Here is a 22,788-nt window from a genome sequence, read left to right on the forward strand (position 1 = left end):
GATATAAGGCTACTCTGATTCTATGTCAATCGTGCAGACATTTGCCTGACTCGTTGTCTTCTTAACGTAAATGGAGCCCACTTGAAAGTGGGCTCCTAAAGAAAATTCCGTAATAAAATCGGGCTAAAATCCTTTAGGTAGCACTCCATCCAGCTTGATGACAGTCATATGATTATTCATCATATGCCCAGGAAATACTTAACAGGTTAATATTCCCTTCGGCATCTTTTCCTTTCTAATACCTTCCTCCATGCCTGACCATGTCTGGTACTTTACTCTTAAAAGACGCACCTCTACCTCAAATATTTAACAATTCGAAATATATTTAATTGTTCTTTAACCAATCTTAGCATTGATAAAATCTTTTGTCAATCCTCAATTTTGTAATTCCTTAATTGGAATAATCTCTGAAATCATATCCACATATTCTACTAACTCTTCTGGTAAATTATGTCCAGTCATAACCAATTTAAAATAGTCATCTCGCAGTTGGATTAACTTTATTACATCATCAATGGTTATAATTCCAAGCTCAATTAATCCTAATACTTCGTCTAATACTAAAACGTCACATTCCCCCGTATCAATAACTTTTCGAGCGAAATTGAAACCATTTAAAATATTCTTAATCTCTTCATTTTGCTGTTCTTTCGTTAAATCCAAGAAATATTCCTGTTCCTTTTCAAAACGAAATAACTTTATATCTGGCTCTAATTTTTTCAAAAACGAAAACTCTTCGGCATCTCTTCCTTTTAGGAACTGGATAATAATAACCTCATGTCCCATACTGGCTGCTCGAATGCATTGTCCAACGGCAGCTGTCGTTTTACCTTTTCCTTTGCCGCAATAAACCTGAACAATCTTCTTATTCATTGTAAGCCTCCTCAAGAGTACCTGATTTAACAGATATTCTCATAAAGTAATTTCAAAATAAATGAAACAGTTTGTATTATATCATATCCTTCAGCAAAAATCTATTATAATATTTATCTTCATTTAATTTACCTTTATTTTCTATTCATCTCCCAAATACTCCAGCTTACTTACAGATACTTCATACGCAACTCTTCTTTCTACTTCACTCTCATCTAGTTTCTTTTGATATTCCCTGCTTTGGATTCTACCCCATATTTGAATATGTCCACCAATTTGAAATTTCTCAGCGTATCTGGCATTTCTGCCCCAACAGATACATGGTATGTAATCGGACTTTCCATATGGTCTATTTACTGCAAGTAACAAATCTGCGATTTCTCTTCCTAATGGAGTCTTACGGTATATTGGCTGTTTACAGATATACCCGTCTAAAAAAATGTAATTTGGTTTTTGACTTACATATTCTTCGTCACAAACTACCAACTCACGAACAAATACAGAAAGCATTAAACGGTTTCTATTTTCTTCATGTCGGTTATAAGAACGAAATTGACCTGTTATCTCAATATTTTTCCCCCTTAAATCCTCATTAATATCAACTAGTCTCTCAGATACCATTAGAGGAATGGTATCATTTGATGTACTTAGTCTATTCACTCTTACATCTAATATGTAAAAGCCCTCCCCAAACACATCATGGCTGTACTGAAATAAACTTTCAACCTCACCAGCAATTGTAACTTGATTGTTTTCAAAAATTTTATCGGTCATCATGTATAACTCCTCTCTTTTTCTTTTAGCGTATGCTAATTGTGTATTTTAAAAATTGTCATTATTATATATATGCACCCTATCACCTTTTTAGAACTAACTCTTGTAAATTTCTTTTTATGTGTTACAATAAGAAAGTTAATAATCTTGCACTTATAGAAAGCATGGAGGTCCCTATGATAACTACAAATAAATCTATTCGAAATATAGCTATTATTGCTCACGTTGACCATGGTAAAACAACTCTTGTAGATGAGCTTCTCAAACAAAGTGGTGTTTTTCGTTCTAACCAGACTGTTCAAGAGCGGGTCATGGATTCCAACGATATTGAGCGGGAACGTGGTATTACCATACTCTCAAAAAATACTGCTGTATTTTATAATGATATAAAAATTAATATTGTTGATACGCCTGGTCATGCAGATTTTGGCGGTGAAGTTGAGCGTGTCTTAAAAATGGTAAATGGCGTAATTCTGGTGGTAGATGCCTTTGAAGGTGCTATGCCACAAACCAAATTTGTTCTACGTAAAGCACTAGAACTTCAACTCCCTGTTATTGTCTGTATAAATAAAATTGACAGACCAGAAGCACGTCCAGAAGAAGTAATTGACGAAGTTTTGGAATTGTTCATTGACCTAGATGCCTCTCCAGAGCAGTTAGATTGTCCATTTATCTTCGCCTCAGCTAAATCTGGTTATGCCTATGAAAATTTATCGGATGAACCTGTTGATATGAAGCCATTATTTCAAAAAATAATTGATTTCATCCCAGCTCCAACAGGAGATCCAGATGCCTCAACACAAGTTTTAATAAGTACTATCGACTATAATGAATATGTTGGTCGAATTGGTGTTGGTAAAATCGACAACGGATCCTTAAAGGTGAATCAAGATGTTGTCATTGTAAATGCCCATGATGAAACAAAATGCAACAAGGTCCGCATCAATAAACTTTATGAATTTGATGGTCTGAAAAAAATTGAAGTTACAGAAGCCAGTATCGGTTCTATTGTAGCTATTTCAGGTGTTTCAGATCTTCACATTGGCGATACCATCTGTTCTTCCGATAGTCCGGTAGCCATTCCTTTTCAAAAAATTTCTGAACCAACTATTTCTATGCAGTTTATTGTTAACGATAGTCCTTTGGCTGGCAGAGAAGGTAAATTTGTAACCTCCCGCCATTTACGCGAGCGCTTATTCCGTGAATTAAATACAGATGTTTCTCTTCGTGTTGAGGAAACAGATACAACTGAAAGCTTTAAAGTTTCAGGCCGTGGCGAGCTTCATCTTTCTGTATTAATTGAAAATATGCGTCGTGAAGGTTATGAGTTTGCAGTAAGTAAAGCCGAGGTTATATATAAGTCAGATGAAAACGGCAAACAACTTGAACCAATTGAACGGGCATTTATTGATGTTCCTGAAGAATTCGCTGGCAGCGTTATTGAAAAACTGAGCGGCCGTAAAGGGGAACTACAGAATATGTCTTCTGCAAATGGTTCTTACCAACGGCTTGAATTCCTTATTCCTTCAAGAGGGCTGATTGGTTACCGTGGTGAGTTTCTAACAGATACAAAAGGAAATGGAATTATAAATACTGTTTTCGAAGAGTATGGCCCCTATAGAGGAGATATCCAATATCGTAAACAAGGTTCCCTTATTGCTTTTGAATCTGGCGAGTCCATCACCTATGGCCTCTTTAACGCACAAGAGCGAGGCATTCTCTTCATCGGACCTGGCGAAAAAGTATACGGTGGTATGGTAGTGGGTCAAAATGCCAAAGCTGAAGATATTGAAGTAAACGTTTGTAAACGTAAACAATTAACTAACACAAGAGCTTCTGGTTCAGATGATTCCCTAAGACTCGTTCCTAAAAAAGTATTAAGTCTTGAGCAGGCATTGGAATTTATCGATACAGACGAGTTACTGGAAGTTACTCCAGAAAACTTGAGAATCCGCAAGAAAATATTAGATAGTACTGAACGCTATCGTTCTAAAAGAAATAGCAAATAATGTTCTTTTTTAAGGAGATGTGTGCAAATATGTCTCCTTAATTTTGCTTTCGTTCTTATTTAGCCCTCGAAAAATAAGCTGGCCTTAGAAATTATGAACGTATCATGTTGCTCCTCTAAATATTCCTACCCAACGTCTTCCTATGTATACACCAATCCTGGATATCCCGAATATTATCTTACTCTTATGCTTCCATACTAAATGAATACTTTTCATTATGTGCCTTAGCTTTTTATGCTTTTATCTTATCGTAGTAATTCTTATTTCTCGAAATTCCTAAATTATTTTACTATCATGTAACATTTACCTGCTATACACTGTATAGCAGTACTTCTACTATTATTATACTCGAAATCATGACATCCTTCAATTTCATATCCACATAAGTATATAATACAGACTATATTGTAACATTTCTACAGTTATTTGACTATAGCAGTTATAAATAAACCATTTTCTTATTTTGAACTATTTCGACACAAAGATTGGCGTTGCGACAACCAAAACATTGGATAATTTTGTATTATCTTGTTTCTTGTCATATTTTACCATATGAAAATTTTATTTAATAATCTCTCTCCTGACCTGCCATCCAAATATTCATAACTTTGTCTCTTAAACAATTTCACTCTTTCAATGGTAAATTTATCTTTTCTAATAATTTCGATTACATCATCTGTAGTTCTTGCAACTGGTCCTGGAACATATTGCTGATAATCTTCATAAAATCCCCTGCCTTCTTTTTCAAATAAATCCAAATCATAAGCATAAAATATCATAGGTCTTTCTAACAGACAATATTCAAAAATAATAGATGAGTAATCTGTAATTAAAATATCTGATACAAAAAGTAATGTATTAATATCTTGATAATGAGATACATTCAATACTCTTTGAGAAATATCCCTTTGCTCCTTTAAAAAGGAAAAGTTTTTTGCTACAAATGGATGTAATTTTAATAAAAATACCATATCTTCATCTGTATTCTCAATGATTGCAGATAACTCCAGTTTCATTTTAGGCCGGTCTGTTTCATCATCCCGGAAAGTAGGTGCATAAAGAACCAGTTTCTTTCCCTTTAATTCAGGATACTTTTTAAAAAATAAATCTCTCTTTGTTTCCTCTAGTTCTGCATTAAAAAATTCATCTGTCCTTGGAAGCCCCCAAACATAAATCTTATCTTCTGTAATTCCAAAAGCCTCACTATACTGTTCTTTTGTGTATTGGGAATTTACAATTAAATGGGTGATTTTTTTATTGCCCCGACCTTCTAGTTTTTTTAAATCACCTTTATTTATACTTTGTCCAAACTTTTTGATAGTACCTGTTCCATGCCAAAGCTGAATGATGCAAACCTTCTTTCTAAATTTCAAATAAGCCATTGGTAAAAAAATATTATCTAGCATTACATAAGAGGCTGTTGCAAGATGATATGCTTTCACAACAAAAAAAGAGAGGAACTCTCTGATAAAATGTTTTTTGGCACGCTCTCTTTCATCTTTTTTTATATAATAAAAGGAATAGCCCTCTCTCTTTTCCTTTAATGCCTTTACCACCACTCCCACACTGCTGTCCTCACTGCTGTCATGAGTCATAATGCAAAATACCTTTTTAGGCTTCACAGGCAGAATACGAAACAAATAGAAAAAGCATGCAAATATAAAATAGCCTATTTTTTTCATATTACTTTCCATCCTCCATAATATTTTTCAATAGCTCTACTACCCGCTCAGAAGCTTTCCCGTCATCATAGGAATTAAATTTTTTCAAAAAAATCTCGTATTTCTCTGTATACTGAGAAAATTCATAATTCTTTATCTGGTAAATCAACTCCTCTGTTGTCCTCGAAACTGGCCCAGGAACTTCCTTCATAAAATCAAAATAAAAACCCCTGAGATTGTTTTTGTAGTTTTCCAAATCATAGGCGTAAAAGAACATCGGTCTTTTTAAAATGCTGTAATCAAACATAACTGAGGAATAGTCTGTTATTAAACAATCCGATACTAAATAAAGACTGGTAATATCCATTGCTGAATCGAATTTATAAATAAAGTCCGCGTAGCAAGACCAGTCAATGTGATCTTTTACTAAATAATGATATTTCACTATCATTATATATTCTCCGCCCAACTCTTTCCTCATTCTGTCATAGTCAATATTAGAATAAAATTTATAAAGATTTTCACCGTAATATTCATTATCTCTCCAGGTTGGTGCGTAAAGTAATATTTTCTTATCTGCTGGAAGACCCAATAAATCTTTCCACTCTTTGATTTTAGCCGCAGAATTATCTCGAATCAGACTATCATTTCTTGGATACCCAACCTCCAGCATATTTTTGTGAAATGAAAAGCAACGTCTAAATGTCTCTGTGCTAAACGAATTCTGGGAAATCAGATAATCCCACGTACTCGTATTTGAAACAAATGCTTTTTTGTAATCCTCTATACTTTTTTCCCCATCCATATGAATACTTTCCATATCCAGAGCAAGCTTTTTCAGCGGTGTTCCATGCCATGTCTGTATATAAGTTACACCCTTTCTTTTTACAATAAATGTCGGAAACCGCGAATCGCTAACCCATATCTTGGCAATGGCAAAATAATAAAAGTATTTCCACCTAAGCCTTTTTACCTTAATTGGATTTCCTGGAATCTCCACCTGTAAATCTTCCAGAATAAAACAGCACTTATACTGACGATCCAAACCCTGCCGCACCATCTCTTCATAAATTGCTTTTGGATTTCCTGTATAATTTCTACCTACATTACTTTCAAATAAAATCACATTCTCAGAAACAGGTAAAATTGTTCTCTCTATTTTATATAATAAAAGAAAGACTTTCTTTGCCATGCTTTTTATATACTTTTTCATATTACACCCTTTAATTAGTTTTCTAAATTTTCCGCAGTGATTCATAAATATCTTTTATGCTGTCACAATAAAATGCTGGCTTATAACTTGTATCTTCCAAGTCCTCTTTTTTTACTTCACCACTAAAAACAGCAACGGTATCTACTCCTGCATTAATCCCACAGGCAATATCTGTATATAATCTGTCCCCTATTACAACAGTTTCATGAGCAGAAGCATTAAATGTCTTCATTGCCATCTCAACAATAACTGGATTGGGCTTTCCTATATAAATAGGTTTTCTTTTCACTGCATTTTCAATCATATTGCAGATTGCCCCGCAATCAGGAATAAATCCAAACCCAACTGGGCATACCAAATCAGGATTAGTAGCTATAAATGCTGCATTTTTCGTTTGCAAAATTTCACATACCCTAAATACTTTTTGGTAGGTCAATTCATTATCAAATCCAACCACTACTGCCACAACATCTTCCTCAACTTCTTCTGTAACACGTAGACCAGCGGCTTTCAGTTCATTAATAAAGGACTTAGTACCTGCTGCAAACAACTTCTGACTTCCAAATTCCTTTTTCAAATACAGTATAGAGGCATACGACGAAGTAATAAAATTAGTTTCATCTACTTCTAGCCCTATTTTCTTATATTTCAAAACATAATCAGCAATACTGGTGGTTGAATTATTTGTAATAAAAACGTATTTTCCCTTTTGCCTGAGAACCTCTTGGAAAAATTCCATTGCCCCCTCAAATAACTTTCCATCAAAACCAATTGTACCGTCAATATCTAATAAGAACAGCTTCTTTTTTTGCATTTCCCTATCTAGCTGCTTCATTTTGTGCTGCTTCCCATGTTTAAGTCACTTTTTATTTTTGTAGTAGAAATACCATCCGTTCTTGGCAGATATACTACCTCACAATAATCCTTTAGAAAATCAAACTGTCCCTTCCAGTCATCCCCCATAACAAAAACATCCACATTGTTGTCCTGTACATCACTAATTTTTTGTTCCCAGTTATACTCTGGAATCACCTCATCCACATATTTAATTGATTCCAGAATCATCTTTCTATCTTCATAACAATGGTATGCTGTTTTATGTTTTATGGCATTAAATTCATCTGAGGACAATACAACAATTAAGTAGTCCCCCAATTCCCTTGCTCTCCTTAATAAATTAATATGACCTACATGCAATAAATCATATGTTCCATACGTAATTACTTTCTTCATCACCATTACTTCCTTTCTCCTCTGGTTTTTCCTATAATTCACAAAAGAGCGGGATTCATTAAAATCCCACTCAGAATATTTTATATCACAACTTTCCTTACTTCTTTAACCGGTTAACTGCGCTAAAGATAGCTCGTATAGAAGCCCTTGTAATGTTAGAACTAACACCAACACCATAGGTTGCTTCATTGGTATCCATGTTCAACATGTGAATATATGCTGCTGCCTGGGCATTGGAACCTTCTCTTAAAGCATGTTCTGAATAATCTAGCACCTTAAACCGAACACCATACAATTCCTGTATTCCCTTTTGTACAGCATCTATTGGACCATTTCCAGCTGTTATAAAAGAGCCTTCCTTGCCACTCTCTGTATACATCACTAATACCTGTGTATCAAAAGATTTATCTGCATCTGACAAATCTTCAACCTTACACTTTCTAAAATGTAATGGTTCCTTCTGATCTAAGTAGCACTTTTTAAATTCACTCATAATTTGTTCTGGTGCCACCTCGCCCTTTTCCTCGGCAATAACTTGAATAATATCTGCAAACTCTTTATGCATTCCTTTTGGAAGCTTAAACCCAAAATAAGTATCCATTACAAAAGCTACTCCGCCTTTGCCAGATTGACTGTTAATACGTACAATTGGTTCATATTCTCTTCCTAAATCTGAAGGATCAATTGGCAGATAAGGCACTTCCCAATATTCTTGATTTCTTTCCTTTAAGGCATACATGCCTTTATTAATGGCATCCTGATGTGATCCTGAAAATGCAGTAAATACAAGTTTCCCTGCATATGGATGTCGATAATGTACCTGCATTTTATTGCAACGCTCATATATGTCAATACATTCATTCACATTTTCAATATCCAGTTGTGGATCAATGCCTTGTGAAAACATATTGTACGCAATATTTAAAATATCTACATTACCAGTTCTTTCTCCGTTACCAAATAAAGTTCCTTCTATTCTGTCCGCGCCTGCCAATAAAGCAAGTTCTGCCGCTGCTACAGCAGTCCCCCTGTCATTGTGAGGATGTACGCTTAAAATAATAGCTTCTCTCTTTTTAAAATTCCGATTCATCCATTCGATTTGATCTGCATAAACATTCGGTGTATTCATCTCAACCGTTGCTGGTAAATTAATGATAACTGGATTCTCTTTGGTTCCGCCCCAAATGTCAACAACAGCATCGCAGATTTCTAATGCAAAATCTAATTCCGTTCCTGTAAAGCTTTCAGGTGAATATTCTAAAGTAATCTTTCCTTCAAAATCCTTTGCGTATTTCTTTACAAGTTCTGTTCCTTCAATGGCAATCTGCTTAATTTCTTCCCTGCTCATTCCAAAAACAACATCTCTCTGCAATGTCGAAGTAGAGTTATAAATATGAACAATTACCTGCTTAATACCTTGGATTGCTTCAAATGTACGCTCAATTAAATGTTCTCTGCACTGAACTAAGACTTGAACCATTACATCATCTGGTATTAAATTCCGCTCAACCAACTGTCTTAAAAAATCATACTCGATCTGTGAAGCCGATGGAAAGCCGATCTCTATTTCCTTAAAACCTAACTTCACTAAAAAGTTAAAAAATTCAATCTTTTCTTCTACAACCATTGGCTCAATCAAAGCCTGATTGCCATCTCTCAAATCAACACTACACCATACGGGTGCTTTCTCTATCTCTTTATTCGGCCACTGACGATCTGGTAAATTTACCACTGGTACTCTTCTATATCTTTTAAAATTCAACATATTATCTCCTCCTGATTTATAGTTCCTATTATCTGCACGATTCTATACTACGGAGTCGATAAATCACACTATATATTCTTATTATGAACATTTTTTTACTATATATCTTAGCCCCATCGCTATCACGTTCCTTTTTCTCTTTCTATTGTGCATTTCATTATAGCACTATCACTTTTATTTCGCAAGTACTCCTATCAAAATTTATAGTGACAGCCAGAACTCAATTCCTCTTTCTTTATTTCTCACACCACATTCTCCATGATGAGCACTCATAATGGTTTTTACAATATGAAGTCCCATTCCCAGGTTATGATCCTCTGTTCTCTTTCTTGCCTTATCTATGCGGTAAAAATTGTTCCATATTTTATCAATATGCTCCTCACTAATAGCAGTTCCTTCATTATATACCGATAAAGTCGCTCTATCTCCCTCTGGCTCTACCTTTACTATAATCTTATTCCCCCTTGGGGTGTGGTGGATAGCATTTGAAATATAATTATTAATTGCTTCTTCCAAGTAAACGGGATCACCCTTAACCATACCACAGGGAAGGGTATGGAATTCCCATATAATTCCTTTATCCTTAAACAATATATGATTTTTTTGAATAACATGCTCTGCCAGCTCTGCCAGATTAATTTCTTCCATTTGAATATCTATAATTTTATTTTCTAAACTAGCCAAATTCAGCAATCGTTTTATCAAAATATCCATCTTGTGAGTTTCATCTAATATGGTTTCATAATAGAAGTTCCTGTCAATGCCTGGTACATCATTATTTAGCATTTCCGCGTAACCAGTCAGTATGGATAAAGGCGTTTTTAGTTCGTGAGAAATATTTGCAATAAACTCCTTTCGCATTTCATCAAGCTTGTTCATATACTCATTATCTTTCTCCAGCTGCTCATTGGTTTTCTTGAGTGTTAAAATATTATTTTCAAGCTTATCGGTCATGATGTTTATATTAGCCGCAAGACTTCCCAGTTCATCTTTCAAATTATTCACAGGTGCACGCACAGAAAAATCAAGATTTGACACATGAATGGCAACCTGGTTAATATCTTCTATGGGTTTTGCTATTTGCTTTGCTATAATATAAACAATAATAACACCAGCCATCAATGCAAATATTGAGATATATAGCAGAAAAAAATTGGTGCTTGTCATATCATCACTGATAGATTTTACAGAAACACGAATTACAAGATGATAAATCGTTTCATTTTGTTGGACTATCCCAAATAAACGTATTTTATCGTAATCAGATCCAGTTCTATCCAGAATAGGCTTTGCATCTTTACAAAAGTCATTAGTATACTTTTTAAGATCTATATCTGTATATTTCTGACTGTTTCTATTATCTGGCTTTTTATCTTTTGGCATTAAATTTTTATTTGTATAAAGAAACTCCAAATTTTCATCCGCTAAAATAAATTCCAGATTATTATCATTTTCCTTTTCTTCCAAAATGTTAATTATGCTTTCTTGTGTTGAAGCAGTGGCCTCTTGTATTTCATTGTACACCTTCTGTACCATCTTCATTTTTTGAAAGGTATAATATCTTTCTGCAAACAAAAAATTAGCCGCCATCTGTACAGCAAACATACAGAACAGTATGCCACATATAGTAACTGTCAGCCTGGTCTTTATTGATTTGAACATGGACTCACCTCGAATCGATACCCTTTACCGTGTATTGTCTGTATAAATGTTGTACCGATTTTTGATCGTAGCTGCTTTATATGTGTATCAACAGTCCGGCTCCCTCCAAGATAATCATAGCTCCAAACCTCATTTAAAAGACATTCTCTGGTTAACACAATATTGATATTATCTGTAAAAAACAGCAGGAGATCATACTCTTTTGGCGTTAGATTTACCTCATTTCCCTGAACAGTTACCCGCATACTTTCTTTGTCAATTACAATAGGTCCATAAGCCACTCTCTGCTTAGGCTGAGTTTTACTGCGTCTTAAAACCGCCTCAATATGCGCCCGTAAAATGACAGGGGAAAATGGTTTTGTAATATAATCGTCAGCACCTCTTTTAAAACCCGATAACTGATCATATTCCTGACTTTTAGCAGTTAACATAATAATCGGCACAGAAGAAACCTCTCTTATTTCTGCTAAAACTTCAAAACCATCCTTTACTGGCATCATCACATCCAAAATAATCATATCTAACCTGCTATTTTCTGCATAAAAAAGATTGAGTGCCTGCTGACCATTTTCTGCTTCCATAATAATATAATTACAGCTGGTCAAAAAATCTTTTAACATCCTTCTTATCCGAATTTCATCTTCTGCAATCAAAATTGTTTTTTTTGAAATAATTATCAACTCTCTTTCTGTTTTTAACTATCTTCAAACAGTTTTTTCAGCGTATCCAGAGCAGCTTTTTCATCACTTCCGCTGCATATCAGTTCAAATTCTTCTCCGTACCGGATTCCTGCTGCCAGAACACTTAAAACACTTTTTGCATTTGCAACTATATTATCTTTTTTAATTTCAATTTTACACTCATAATTTAACGCCTCTGTACATAAAACACCAACTGGACGCAAATGTAATCCTAATGGATTATTCATCTGGATTCTTGCACTTATCATGCAATTCCCTCCCAATCTATCTTTTTTGCTTGACCCTTATTCTTATTCTTCTGTTGCCTGTGGTTCTTCACTAGTCTCAGAATTTGGTGTTTCTGTTGGTAAAGAAGGTGTTGCCAAATCCTCTGTTGCCTGTGGAGTATTTACTGGTTCCTCATCAGGATTTCCCTCTGTTTCCTCAACATTTTTCTTAATCACAACTGTAATAACAGGTAAATTCTCAGTCTGAACATTATCTGGAAGAGTCAGGCTGAGCTGCACCTTCTGTCTCCCTTCCTGAATATCCTTATAATCGATATATGGCACTATTTTCACGCCGATATCCTCTTCTCCCAAATCGGCTAATATTTCTGACAGTGCAACGATAGTAACGGTACATGTTTCATTCGGATACTCACAATAATACTCATCTGGCAGATTTTTAACTAAAACATCGCCCATATTAATTGTAATCTGCTTTTTAGACAGTTTCACAATTCCAATTTTGTATACAATGTTTTCTTCCTCCTGTGAGACAAGGCTGACTCCATCTGGCAATACATCCGATAAGGAATACGTACCTTCTACATCGCTATATTGACCCGAAATATCAATTGAAACAGGGATTTTTTCAATTTTCTCTAAATCCTCAGCGTCCCCCTTAATAGTAATTTCACCTGGATCATAATCATTCTCTACATATGCGTATCCGGTTTCAGGTTCACCTGTAACTGAAAATTCAATTGGAACTGTTTTCGTATCTAACAAAGGAATGGTTACAGAAATCTTACTAACTCCAAAAGTTAATTTGTCACTACTAATTTCCTTTCCATTTTCATCATATGCTTTTGGCTCTAGCTTCTGCTTAATCTCTTCCGTAGCTCCTGTAATATCAACCAGCACCTTTACCTCGTACACTTTATTTATAATGGATTCAGCACCTGTAACTTCTATTTTAATCGGAGAATAGGAAGCTGCTCCCGTTGCCTTTCCTTCCGCAACCGTTCCTGTAGTCTCGATCTGTACTGGTACCTTTACTGTAACAATGTCCTCTAATGAAATACCCATCGTTCTTACTTTTCCTGGAATAATATCAATTTCACTAGAATGCTTTGGACACTCTATATCAATTCCGATTGCTTTCCACGGAGACACTAATGTAGCCAAATCCGCAGTAACTACAAAATCTGTTTTTTTCAAATCATCCAGTACACTTCTTTTTCCCTCTACGGTAAAATCTACAGAAACACCCGACGTAATGGTATACGCCTTACCTCTCTCCTTAATATAGTTCTCATTTAAAACTGTAACCTGGACATTAGTGAATTGAATTGTTTTTATGGGATCCTCAATATTAATAATAACAATCCATATAAACGCAGCAAGGCAAAGAGATAATATTTTAAGCCCTAGATTGTTAATTAATTTTTCTTTCATCTTTCTGCCTTCCCTTCCATAACTTCCTCTTCTTTGCTTCCATACTCTTACCCTGAACCTGCTCCAGCTTAGTTCTTAGATAATCTCCATCCACCCCTCGAATGATTTCTCCATTGGCTGCAATCGAAACATTTCCCGTTTCTTCAGAAACAATTATGGTCAGACTGTCTGTAACCTCACTAATCCCAACACCAGCACGATGTCTTGTTCCAAGCTCCTTACTAAGCGCCATATTGTCAGATAAAGGAAGATAGCAGGTTGCTGCCACAATTCTGTCATTCCGAATTAAGACTGCTCCATCGTGTAAAGGAGTATTATGTTCAAATATATTAATCAACAGCTGGCTGCTTATCTGGGAATCCAGAATAATACCAGTTCTCTCATATTCATGCAATGTAACCTCTCTTTCAATTACCATCAAGGCTCCTGTCTTATTCTTTGCCAGTTCAAACGTTGCTTTTACAATATCATTAATCGTCTTAGTGGTAAACTTTTCTTTTCGATCCTTTGTATCATCAAATGGCATAATCGTTTTAAAAATATCACGTCTTCCAAGCTGTTCTAATGCATTACGTATTTCTGGCTGAAATACAATAATGACTGCTGTAATTCCAAACCCAATGGTTTTAGAAAAAATCCAAAGTATCACGTCCATTCTTAAAAATATAGCAAACAAACCAAAAATACCAATGACGATTAGCCCTTTTACAAGCATCCATGCCCTTGTATTTTTAATCCATATAATAATATGATAAGTGACAAATGCAATAATTATAATTTCTAAAATATCAATTATTGTGATTTTAGGTACTGAAAGCTGTATCACATAATTTTTGAAAAAGTTTTTAATTGTTTCCATCCATAACCTCTTCCTATGACTCTGTCATAAAAATTCATCGAAAATCCTCATCCGCTTTCTCTTCCGTATGCCGTCTTACTTTAGATACATTTCTTTGTGCGTTTATTCTTTTAACATCCTTTTTAGATACAGCAATTTTCACCTTAGGTACGGCTTTTACATAATAGTAGTAATCGTCATCTTCAAATTGTGTGTACTCAACCGTAGAAAAATCTAACGTCAATCGGAAAAATTGTATGATAAATACAATAATTCCAGAACCTAAACTTCCTAAAATAATAGTCCCAATTTGATTTGTAATCCCCAGTGCCAGTTCCCCCATTAATAATGCTAAAACATTAACGACAGCTGCTGCAATAATTGCAATATAAAATGCATAGTTTATAGACAAATTGCGAATAAAATAAGTTAACAGCAGTATCACTGCAAATACTACCAATGCAAGTACCATCTCTTTATTATTCAGTAAATTATCCACTACGTACTTATATAGTCCAAGAACATCTGCCATGGCACCTGCTCCATTGGTCATAACTGCTGTCTTTATTACCTTAAATAGATAGTAAATAATGACTCCGCAGCTTAGCGGAATTATTGCAATAGGTCCACTGGTTAATCCCAGGTAAATTGGTATAGCAAAAGGAATATTCAGCAAATACAATACTGGTACCGCCAATACCGCGTATCCCATCTGAGGCGTGAACCGCAATAATAGAAAGTATATAATAAAAAGCATTCCTACTAATATTACTGCTAATATCACAGATTCACTATAAATATGAAGTACACTTACAACTCCAGCCAAAAGCACAAAAACGGAAGAAGAAGTAAAAGCCCCCAGTAAAGATAATAATAAAACAACTGGTGTACTTGATAATCTTGTATCATATCCAATATTCCCATTGATTACGGAAAAGACGATAAAAGATAATAAAAATCTCATCACAGGCTTAATGTAAATACCACCTCTTTGATAAATCTGGTTCAGCCTCTCTTTAAATTCCAATAGATTCGTCATGTATTTCCTCCTGCTTTGATTCCATTTCTTCATTGTAAAACTGTTGAAGCATTTTTAAATTTTTCTTATACTTCTTCAACCTTTTTTTAGCTCTGTCATATGAATACATACTAACCAGAATTGTAATAAAGCCGTATACAATCAATAGTACAATGTAAATAATTAATGCCTGAGCACCTATCTCTTTGTAATTCAGCTTTACAGCATTTTGTAACAAATATTCTGAGTAATATAAAATAACAGCAGCTAATAATATAACATAACCGATGGTTACACAAACAAAAGAATTATATAAACGCAGCCGGATGTAATCAATCCGATAATATTTATTAATTTTTAAATCCTCTTTCCCTTTTTTCTCCTCAAACATTGCCAGCTTCGTCATGGTATGAATCTTTTTTTCATTAAGCATGCAAACCCTCCTGCCTCTATTTCAGCTGACCCTTACGCAAAATATAATTAGCTTATCCTTCCAAGGGCATCATTATTAAGTATATCATAAAGTTTATATAAATTCGAGAACTTTTTTCTGATTTATCCAATGTATCAAAACAGGTACAATCTGCTTTCTTTTTTCGAAAACACAGGGTGTATTTTCGTTTAAAAGAAAATACACCCTGTGTTTTACTACAATGGCTGCTCCATCATTACTTTTTAAAGTTTTCTATCTTATCCGAGACAATAAACTCCCTTGGAATTTCCAGCAATCTCAATTTTTTTGAACAGTGTCTTTTCAAATCAGGTATTGCTCTTACACCATCTTTTAATTTAATATATGCAATTGGTTCATATCCCATTGCTTCATTGGGTTTTGCTACTACCACTGCATCGTCTATTTCTTCATGTTCCATAATTACATTTCGAATTAATGCTGGAAATATCATTTCTCCATTACACTTAATGATTTTCTTTGCGCGTTCCACATAGAGATAATGATTGTTACGTTTTATACATATGTCACCTGTCCGTAACCAATTCCCATTCATTATTCCACTGGAATGGTTACATAATAAGTTCCCTTTTTCTACATATCCTCTCATCAGTGTCGGTGTAAAAATCAAAAGCTCACCTGAATCCATATCGTCCATAATTCTTATATCCACACCAGACATTGGAGTACCCATGAATTGCCACTCATTTTTATTTGTATCGAGAATTTCATTTGTACATACTCTTGGGCCGGCTTCCGATAACCCATACGTTAAATAAATATCTCCTTTGTACTTTGATCTTAATATTTCTATATCATTAAAATCAGCCCGCTCTCCCCCTATTGTAATTTTTTTTAGGCTTGCTGGAAATGGTTCGTCTAGCCGTAATAATTTTTTTAACAAACCTGGTGTCATAGAAGATAACGTAATATCAAAGCGCTGGCAATATTCAAACCAGGTATTTGGATAGAATGGGCGTTCTGGCATTACTATATTTTTCCCCATAGTGAGTGAACCGATAATTCCTGCAACCAGTCCATAAGAAAAAAACGCCTGTAAGGATGATAAATAGGTTCCGCCTGGTTTTTCCCCGATTGCTTCCATATGAAGTTGGGCATTTAAAATAATATTATCAGCATAATGAAGTATGGATTTTGGATATCCTGTACTACCTGAGGAAGTCAATACAATACTATTCTTATAAATTTCATTATATTGGTTATCAGAACAGCAAAACAGCCTCCCCTTATCAGCAAAACAATGTTTAGTTTCTTGAAAATTTACAGATATCTCAATTTTCTTATTGGTAGTATAAATAAGAAACGGCTTCAAATTTTCCTGTATGTATGAATAACCAACACTACTTTGTACATTGGAAATAGGGGATGGGGTTGCTCCAATTTTCAAAACAGCCAGTATATGTATTAATAAGTCGATGCTTGTCGGTAATATAAATAATACGCATGAGCCTTTTCTCACCCCTAGTTCTTCCCAGTACCCTGCTTCTTCCTCTACTCTTTTAACTAATTCACCATAACTAAATTTTTCAAACTGACGGGCATAGTCATATATTCCCTGATCATAATAATTATTTTTCAATTCATTTAAAAGTTTATTTATATTACTCATCTTCTACTTCCTTTGTATGATTGTCTTTCCTAAATTATTCATGGATGGACAATCACAGATTTTATTCTGGTGTAACTGTTCTCCCTGCTCATTGGTAAACAAAAACGGAATTACGGTATCCGCCATATACTGGGAATGCTTACTTACTTTCTCAATGATATCAGCATTTTCCTCTGTAACATCTGCTGCTGTAACATCAGAACCTAGTACTAATTGATAAGGAGCATCAGCTGTTTCATTTTTTATTATGCAGGTTAAGCTTGACATGCCCCATGTACCACTCTCATCAATATCAACTTTTCCTACAATCATTGCTTCTGCATCTCCTCGATGAAGATAATTAGAACCTATCAGCAATAAATCACCAAAGCTGGTGTTGCAACCAGGAATTACAATACTTGGACCTTGAAATTGATAGGCTAAAGCCGTAAGACTGGCGCACATATTATAACCCGAAACACTATATGACGTTGGGGAGACAGCTCCTCTTCTAATTTTATCTGAATATGATTTTGCCATTAAATGATTTCCATATACCGTACCAATACAAACACCTATATACCGGTGGTCTAAGTCTGCCAGCGTAGTACCAAACAATTCAGACGCCAGCACTACTAATGCAGATGCCCAATCTATTTTTGGTGCCAGACCTCTCAAAACTTTTGGCTGGAGCATTCTTTTATTAACATCCATTTTATCTTTTTGTACGGAAATAAATTCTTCCCCTTCTAACGTATATACACATACAGGTAGTAAATTAAATTTATGCATAGTCCACCTCTTTACTTTTTTCTTACTGTAACCCATACCTCTGCTAATGCTAGTTCTGCATTATTTTTATCTAGTAAGTAACAAGTTGAGACACCGTACTCACCGCATCTTTTTACAGAAGCACTCAGCTTCAAATTACTGTCATCCATTTTTATGATGTCAGTTGTCAAATACTCAAACTTTTTTATGGCAGCAGGGAAACAGGGCTGCTGATCAAACAAATTGCTGCTGCTTGCCCTGCATGCTATTTGTGCAAAACCCTCCAGCATAAGGAAAATTGGTACTTCTTCGCTATCTATTTCTACATTACTTTTTTGTGGTTCAAAGGCTGCTATAAAATAGTCCTTCACATACTCCAGATTATTACACATTTCTAAATACATTATTTTACCTCACTGCTTTTTTCACTCCATGTGCCCATAACGCTATATCCACTATCTACGTGCAGTACTTCACCAGTTATTCTTTCGGACAGATTACTTGCAAGAAATAGTGCTGTTTTAGCAACATCCTGCTGAGTAATATTTTGCTTGATTGGGCATAAAGCCGCTCTTTTTTCTATCATTTCTGCAAAATTAGGCAGCCCTATTCCAGCTAAAGTACGAACAGGCCCTGCTGATATTACATTGGATCGAATCTGCTTTTCCCCTAAATCATTTGCTAAATATTTATTTGCACTCTCTAAGGCAGATTTAGCAATTCCCATTAAGTTATAACCTGCACATACTCTTTCTGCCCCTAAATAGGATAACGAAATAACAGAGGCATTGTTGTTGAAAAATGGATAGAAGTTATGGCAAAATTCAATTAATGAAAACACACTGATTTCCATTGATTTTAAGAATCCAGCTTTAGATGTATTGATGACTCCTGCCTTTAAATCATTTCCGCTTGCATAGGCAATGGAATGAACAAAAAAATCAATTGTCCCAAATTCACTTTGGACTTTTTCACAAGTTTCTTTCATTTCTTCTGAATTTGTAACATCACATTTTAATACTTTTACCGCATTAATTTTGGATGCCAGTTTAAAAATCCATCTATCCTCATTTCCATAGGTTAAAATGATTTGTGCCCCGTTTTCACTGAAAACCTTTGCAATTTCCCAGGCAATGGAACGATGATTGACAACACCGGTTATTACCCCACATTTTCCTTCTAATAATTTCATATGTACGCTCCTTTACAATAAACACCAATTAAATCAACTGTCCTCCGCCCCCTAAAGGTATGATGGCCCCGATCAGTAACGGTTTTCTATCAGCTAGAAATTTAACCAAATCAGCAACTTCCTCTGGCTGTGTGAATTTTCTTCTTGGAATCTGACTAATCAGCTCTTTTCTGGTTTTCATATCTTCTGTCATTCTTTTAATTAAATCTGTTTCTACAAAGCCAGGTGCTATCACATTAACAGCAACATTAAATCGAATGGCTTCTAATGCCAGTGATTTGCTAAAACGCTCAATTGCCGCTTTGGAAGTACCATAAAATGCATTGCCATAGCGAATGTTATTTGTTGCCAAAGAGGAAATATTAATAATATTTCCATATCTGTTTTTCATCATAACTGGAAGCACGGTTTTAGAAAAATTAAACGTAGCCCCTACATTATTATCAAAGGTATTTCTATAATCGTTATAGGTACTGTCTTTGATTAATACGTCTTGGGTGATTCCTGAATTATTTACTAATAAGTCAATCCTTCCGTTGTGTTTTTCAACCACTGACTTTACAAATAAGTCCACCTGATCGCTATCTTTCCCATCCACCAATGCAGCTTTACATTTTCCTGGATAAGTCATTTCCAAATTAGCTGCTTCATCCTTTGAACTGACATAGGTAAATTCAACAAAATACTGTTCTGCAATCAATTTTTCAACTATGGCTTTTCCAATTCCCCTGCTTCCACCTGTTACAATTGCTAATTTGTTTTTATCTTCCATTCCTTTTCTCCTTATACTGTATTCCTCCTGTGCACAATATTTCATCATCGAAATAGCCATGTGCTGTAAAACTATATACCCATTTTGAAATATCTTTGGCTTCCACTGTTATTTTCAATATTTCACCTGGAAGGCACATTTTTTTAAACCGTATATTTTTTAAGGAAATGGAATTATTCTGTATTACCTTTTCTTGTGAATACTTAATAAACTGACGAAACGTTTCAAATACAGAGGCAATAACCATGGAACCTGGATATATATTAAAATCCGGAAAATGTTCATTAAAAATTGGTTCTTGACAAGATATATATTTCAGTGCAACCAGTTTATCATTGGGAATATATTCTAATTCTTTATCAATCGGATAATTTCTGTATTTCATGCTACCCCTCCCTTCTGACTACCTGCTTAAATAATTTGACATCACTGTGGCGATACTTTCCTCTGTTAATGCAGGAGGCAGACTGCCAGCTCCTATTGCTTCTGCCAGTTTATTATTTTCATATATACAATTGACACCTAGAAAATGATTATTGTCCTGATTCATCTTATTAAATGTTCTATTAAAGCCCAGTTCACCCATACCATACTTAATTTTCAGCGGATAGCCGCATTTTTCTTGAAAAATTTCAAAATGCTCTTTTGCAGTCATTAAATTTTGATTAATGGCATGAAAAATTTCTCTGTCTTCTGCATGTTTTCTGTTTTGTAAATGAATGCACAGTTCAACAAGGTGATTAATATGAATCACAGGAAATTTCCTATGTTCATTAATATTAAGATAAAAATCTATGTTTTTATTTTTAAATTTTTTCAGCATATATAAATACGAGTAATACCCATACTTTGTACTGTTAACCCAGCCTGTCTTACTTGAACCAATAATACTTCCTGGTCTGATAATCGTAACTGGCATGTTCATTTTAACTGATTGTTCAAACAGCATATATTCTGCCAGTACCTTTGATACGGTATAGGGATTGGTAGGTTCAAAATAAGATAACAGCGCTTCTGGAACTTTTAGAGGCTCTGTGTTTTTACTTCCGATACCCGCCACTCCTGTTGTAGAAATAAAATAGAATCTTTTGCACTCCTTAACTGCTTTCATTAATGTTGTGCTTCCAACACTATTTACTGTAACACTTTCTACAAGTTCAGCCGGATCATAACTCATATGAGCTGCCAAATGCCAGACTTCATCGAATTCTTGTCCATCTAAGAGTCTGCTTAACTGATCGAAATCATAAAAATTTTCATATTTTATAAAATCAATGCTGTCTCTTATTTTATTTTCCATTAATACATCTTTGTACATTCCAAGGGAAATATTTTTGATTATTCTTTCAGAATCTATATCTTCTTTGATTAGAGCTGAGATTTTTATATTATTTAGAATAAATAAACTTGCTAACGCATTACCCAAAAAACCACTTATTCCTGTCATTAGTATTTTCTTCATAGGCACTTATCTCCTTGAAACAATAAGGCCGCATTGGTTCCGCCGAACCCATATGTTACACTAATTCCATTACCAGTATATTTTTTAGATTGATTCAGGACAAGATTTTCTCCGTCCCATTCTTTTGAAGGAATTTCACATCCAACATTGGGTGGTGCCTCCTTATATAAAAGAGAAAGAATCACAACAACTGCTTCTATCGCTCCTGTTGCACCCAGAGTATGCCCAAAGGCACCCTTTGTTGATGAAATACAAGGTTTTGTATTGCAAAACGCTTGTTTGTATACATTACTTTCCATTTTGTCATTGGTATCTGTTCCTGAGCCATGGGCATTAATATACCCAATACTTTCTATTCCTGTTTCTCCACAAGTCTGCTGAATCAGCCTGATTGCACCTGTACCATTAATATCAGGATTTGTAACCGAAATGGTATCTGTTGTATTACTTCGGCCAATTAATTGTATTCCGTATTTATCATGTGTCATATGCTTTTTATCCTGTAATACAATAAATGCTGCACCCTCACCTAGTGTTGTTCCATGCTCCATGTGGGAAAAAGGAATGCATTGTGAAGGGGCTAATGTTTGTAAGGACGAATGTCCCATTGTTTTATAAATATCCAGAACATCCACTCCACCGCAAATAACAATTTCAAATTCATTGAATTCAAGAAAATCGGCTCCCATACTAATTGCATCCGTCCCTGATGAACAGGCAGTAGATACGGATATATAGGGAATTTTTAAGTCCAGTTCTTTTAATACCTCTGGTACATAATCATCTAGCATCACTGCTTTCGAATCATTTTGAAACATATGCCCCAGGCTTGTTCCAATCACAAGGATTGACTTGTTCTCATTGATTTCTTTTTTTGTTAAACCTGCATCTTGAATGGCATTATAAATAGCGATTTTAGAAAATTCTTTCATTCGATTATATCCATCTTTTGAATAAGGTTCTTTTATTTGTCCTGCCATTTTACTACGAGCTTCTGAAACATCATATAAATCTACTTCCTGTATTCCAGATTTATTATGAGAAAGAGCGTCCCAGATTTGCTCAGTAGTATTTCCCAGGCAGGTAATTACTCCCATACCACTAATACTAATATTCATATCTG

The 22,788-nt window shown here is 34.8% G+C and carries 23 protein-coding genes and 1 riboswitch; of the genes, 1 reads left to right on the top strand and 22 read right to left on the bottom strand.

Annotated elements, in window-relative coordinates:
* Positions 1-130: 130 nt before the first annotated feature.
* Positions 131-304, bottom strand: a riboswitch (Lysine riboswitch).
* 71 nt (positions 305-375) lie between these two features.
* Positions 376-873 (bottom strand): cob(I)yrinic acid a,c-diamide adenosyltransferase, encoded by a 498-nt coding sequence (locus BM305_RS01025; RefSeq protein WP_092558834.1) that lies wholly within the window; start codon positions 871-873, stop codon positions 376-378.
* Positions 874-1,014: 141 nt separating this feature from the next.
* Positions 1,015-1,647, bottom strand: a complete 633-nt coding sequence (locus BM305_RS01030; RefSeq protein WP_092558835.1) for a single-stranded DNA-binding protein — start codon at positions 1,645-1,647, stop codon at positions 1,015-1,017.
* Positions 1,648-1,823: 176 nt separating this feature from the next.
* Between BM305_RS01030 and typA the strand changes: the two genes are divergently transcribed.
* The gene (typA, locus tag BM305_RS01035) at positions 1,824-3,656 is read left to right on the top strand and encodes a translational GTPase TypA (RefSeq protein WP_092558836.1); all 1,833 of its coding nucleotides are present in this window, start codon (positions 1,824-1,826) and stop codon (positions 3,654-3,656) included.
* 545 nt (positions 3,657-4,201) lie between these two features.
* Here typA and BM305_RS01040 read toward each other — a convergent pair.
* The 20 genes from BM305_RS01040 to BM305_RS01135 form a co-directional block, all read right to left on the bottom strand.
* Complete coding sequence (locus tag BM305_RS01040; RefSeq protein ID WP_177214485.1) at positions 4,202-5,338, bottom strand: CDP-glycerol glycerophosphotransferase family protein; 1,137 nt, start codon at positions 5,336-5,338, stop codon at positions 4,202-4,204.
* Between the two features lies 1 nt (position 5,339).
* On the bottom strand, positions 5,340-6,509 hold the full coding sequence (locus BM305_RS01045) for a CDP-glycerol glycerophosphotransferase family protein (protein ID WP_242940421.1): 1,170 nt from the start codon (positions 6,507-6,509) through the stop codon (positions 5,340-5,342).
* Between the two features lie 43 nt (positions 6,510-6,552).
* Positions 6,553-7,365, bottom strand: coding sequence for an HAD-IIA family hydrolase (locus BM305_RS01050; protein ID WP_177214486.1), 813 nt, complete (start codon positions 7,363-7,365; stop codon positions 6,553-6,555).
* The gene (gene tagD / locus BM305_RS01055) at positions 7,362-7,763 is read right to left on the bottom strand and encodes a glycerol-3-phosphate cytidylyltransferase (RefSeq protein ID WP_092559037.1); all 402 of its coding nucleotides are present in this window, start codon (positions 7,761-7,763) and stop codon (positions 7,362-7,364) included. The genes BM305_RS01050 and tagD overlap by 4 nt, the downstream gene beginning before the upstream one ends.
* A 97-nt stretch (positions 7,764-7,860) precedes the next feature.
* Entirely contained in the window at positions 7,861-9,528 is a 1,668-nt protein-coding gene (leuA, locus tag BM305_RS01060) for a 2-isopropylmalate synthase (protein ID WP_092558838.1), read from the bottom strand.
* 201 nt (positions 9,529-9,729) lie between these two features.
* Positions 9,730-11,190, bottom strand: a complete 1,461-nt coding sequence (locus tag BM305_RS01065) for a sensor histidine kinase (protein WP_092558839.1) — start codon at positions 11,188-11,190, stop codon at positions 9,730-9,732.
* A complete protein-coding gene (locus tag BM305_RS01070) occupies positions 11,175-11,861 on the bottom strand; it encodes a response regulator transcription factor (RefSeq protein WP_092559038.1) in 687 nt (228 codons plus the stop codon). Before BM305_RS01070 ends, BM305_RS01065 begins: the two co-directional genes overlap by 16 nt.
* Before the next feature lie 23 nt (positions 11,862-11,884).
* Entirely contained in the window at positions 11,885-12,139 is a 255-nt protein-coding gene (locus tag BM305_RS01075; RefSeq protein WP_092558840.1) for an HPr family phosphocarrier protein, read from the bottom strand.
* A gap of 42 nt (positions 12,140-12,181) precedes the next feature.
* Positions 12,182-13,552 (bottom strand): CdaR family protein, encoded by a 1,371-nt coding sequence (locus BM305_RS01080; RefSeq protein WP_092558841.1) that lies wholly within the window; start codon positions 13,550-13,552, stop codon positions 12,182-12,184.
* A complete protein-coding gene (gene cdaA, locus BM305_RS01085) occupies positions 13,533-14,411 on the bottom strand; it encodes a diadenylate cyclase CdaA (protein ID WP_092558842.1) in 879 nt (292 codons plus the stop codon). Before cdaA ends, BM305_RS01080 begins: the two co-directional genes overlap by 20 nt.
* Before the next feature lie 34 nt (positions 14,412-14,445).
* Entirely contained in the window at positions 14,446-15,429 is a 984-nt protein-coding gene (locus tag BM305_RS01090) for a hypothetical protein (protein WP_092558843.1), read from the bottom strand.
* Positions 15,407-15,841 carry a hypothetical protein gene (locus tag BM305_RS01095; protein ID WP_092558844.1) on the bottom strand — a complete coding sequence of 145 codons (435 nt, stop codon included), beginning with the start codon at positions 15,839-15,841 and terminating at the stop codon, positions 15,407-15,409. The genes BM305_RS01090 and BM305_RS01095 overlap by 23 nt, the downstream gene beginning before the upstream one ends.
* Before the next feature lie 235 nt (positions 15,842-16,076).
* Positions 16,077-17,489, bottom strand: coding sequence for a class I adenylate-forming enzyme family protein (locus BM305_RS01100; protein ID WP_092558845.1), 1,413 nt, complete (start codon positions 17,487-17,489; stop codon positions 16,077-16,079).
* A 3-nt stretch (positions 17,490-17,492) separates the two neighbouring features.
* Positions 17,493-18,260, bottom strand: coding sequence for a beta-ketoacyl synthase N-terminal-like domain-containing protein (locus BM305_RS01105; RefSeq protein WP_092558846.1), 768 nt, complete (start codon positions 18,258-18,260; stop codon positions 17,493-17,495).
* An 11-nt stretch (positions 18,261-18,271) separates the two neighbouring features.
* Positions 18,272-18,643, bottom strand: a complete 372-nt coding sequence (locus BM305_RS01110; protein WP_092558847.1) for a hypothetical protein — start codon at positions 18,641-18,643, stop codon at positions 18,272-18,274.
* Positions 18,643-19,431 carry an enoyl-ACP reductase FabI gene (locus BM305_RS01115; RefSeq protein WP_092558848.1) on the bottom strand — a complete coding sequence of 263 codons (789 nt, stop codon included), beginning with the start codon at positions 19,429-19,431 and terminating at the stop codon, positions 18,643-18,645. The genes BM305_RS01110 and BM305_RS01115 overlap by 1 nt, the downstream gene beginning before the upstream one ends.
* 28 nt (positions 19,432-19,459) lie before the next feature.
* Positions 19,460-20,203: an SDR family NAD(P)-dependent oxidoreductase gene (locus BM305_RS01120; protein WP_177214487.1), complete on the bottom strand. Its 744-nt coding sequence runs from the start codon at positions 20,201-20,203 to the stop codon at positions 19,460-19,462.
* A complete protein-coding gene (locus BM305_RS01125) occupies positions 20,193-20,588 on the bottom strand; it encodes a hotdog family protein (protein WP_092558850.1) in 396 nt (131 codons plus the stop codon). Before BM305_RS01125 ends, BM305_RS01120 begins: the two co-directional genes overlap by 11 nt.
* Positions 20,589-20,606: 18 nt before the next feature.
* Entirely contained in the window at positions 20,607-21,665 is a 1,059-nt protein-coding gene (locus tag BM305_RS01130) for an NAD-dependent epimerase/dehydratase family protein (protein WP_092558851.1), read from the bottom strand.
* Positions 21,662-22,783, bottom strand: coding sequence for a beta-ketoacyl-[acyl-carrier-protein] synthase family protein (locus BM305_RS01135; RefSeq protein WP_092558852.1), 1,122 nt, complete (start codon positions 22,781-22,783; stop codon positions 21,662-21,664). The genes BM305_RS01130 and BM305_RS01135 overlap by 4 nt, the downstream gene beginning before the upstream one ends.
* Positions 22,784-22,788 lie beyond the last annotated feature (5 nt).

It is taken from the genome of Anaeromicropila populeti, from assembly GCF_900112775.1.
Lineage (GTDB): Bacteria > Bacillota > Clostridia > Lachnospirales > Lachnospiraceae > Anaeromicropila_A > Anaeromicropila_A populeti.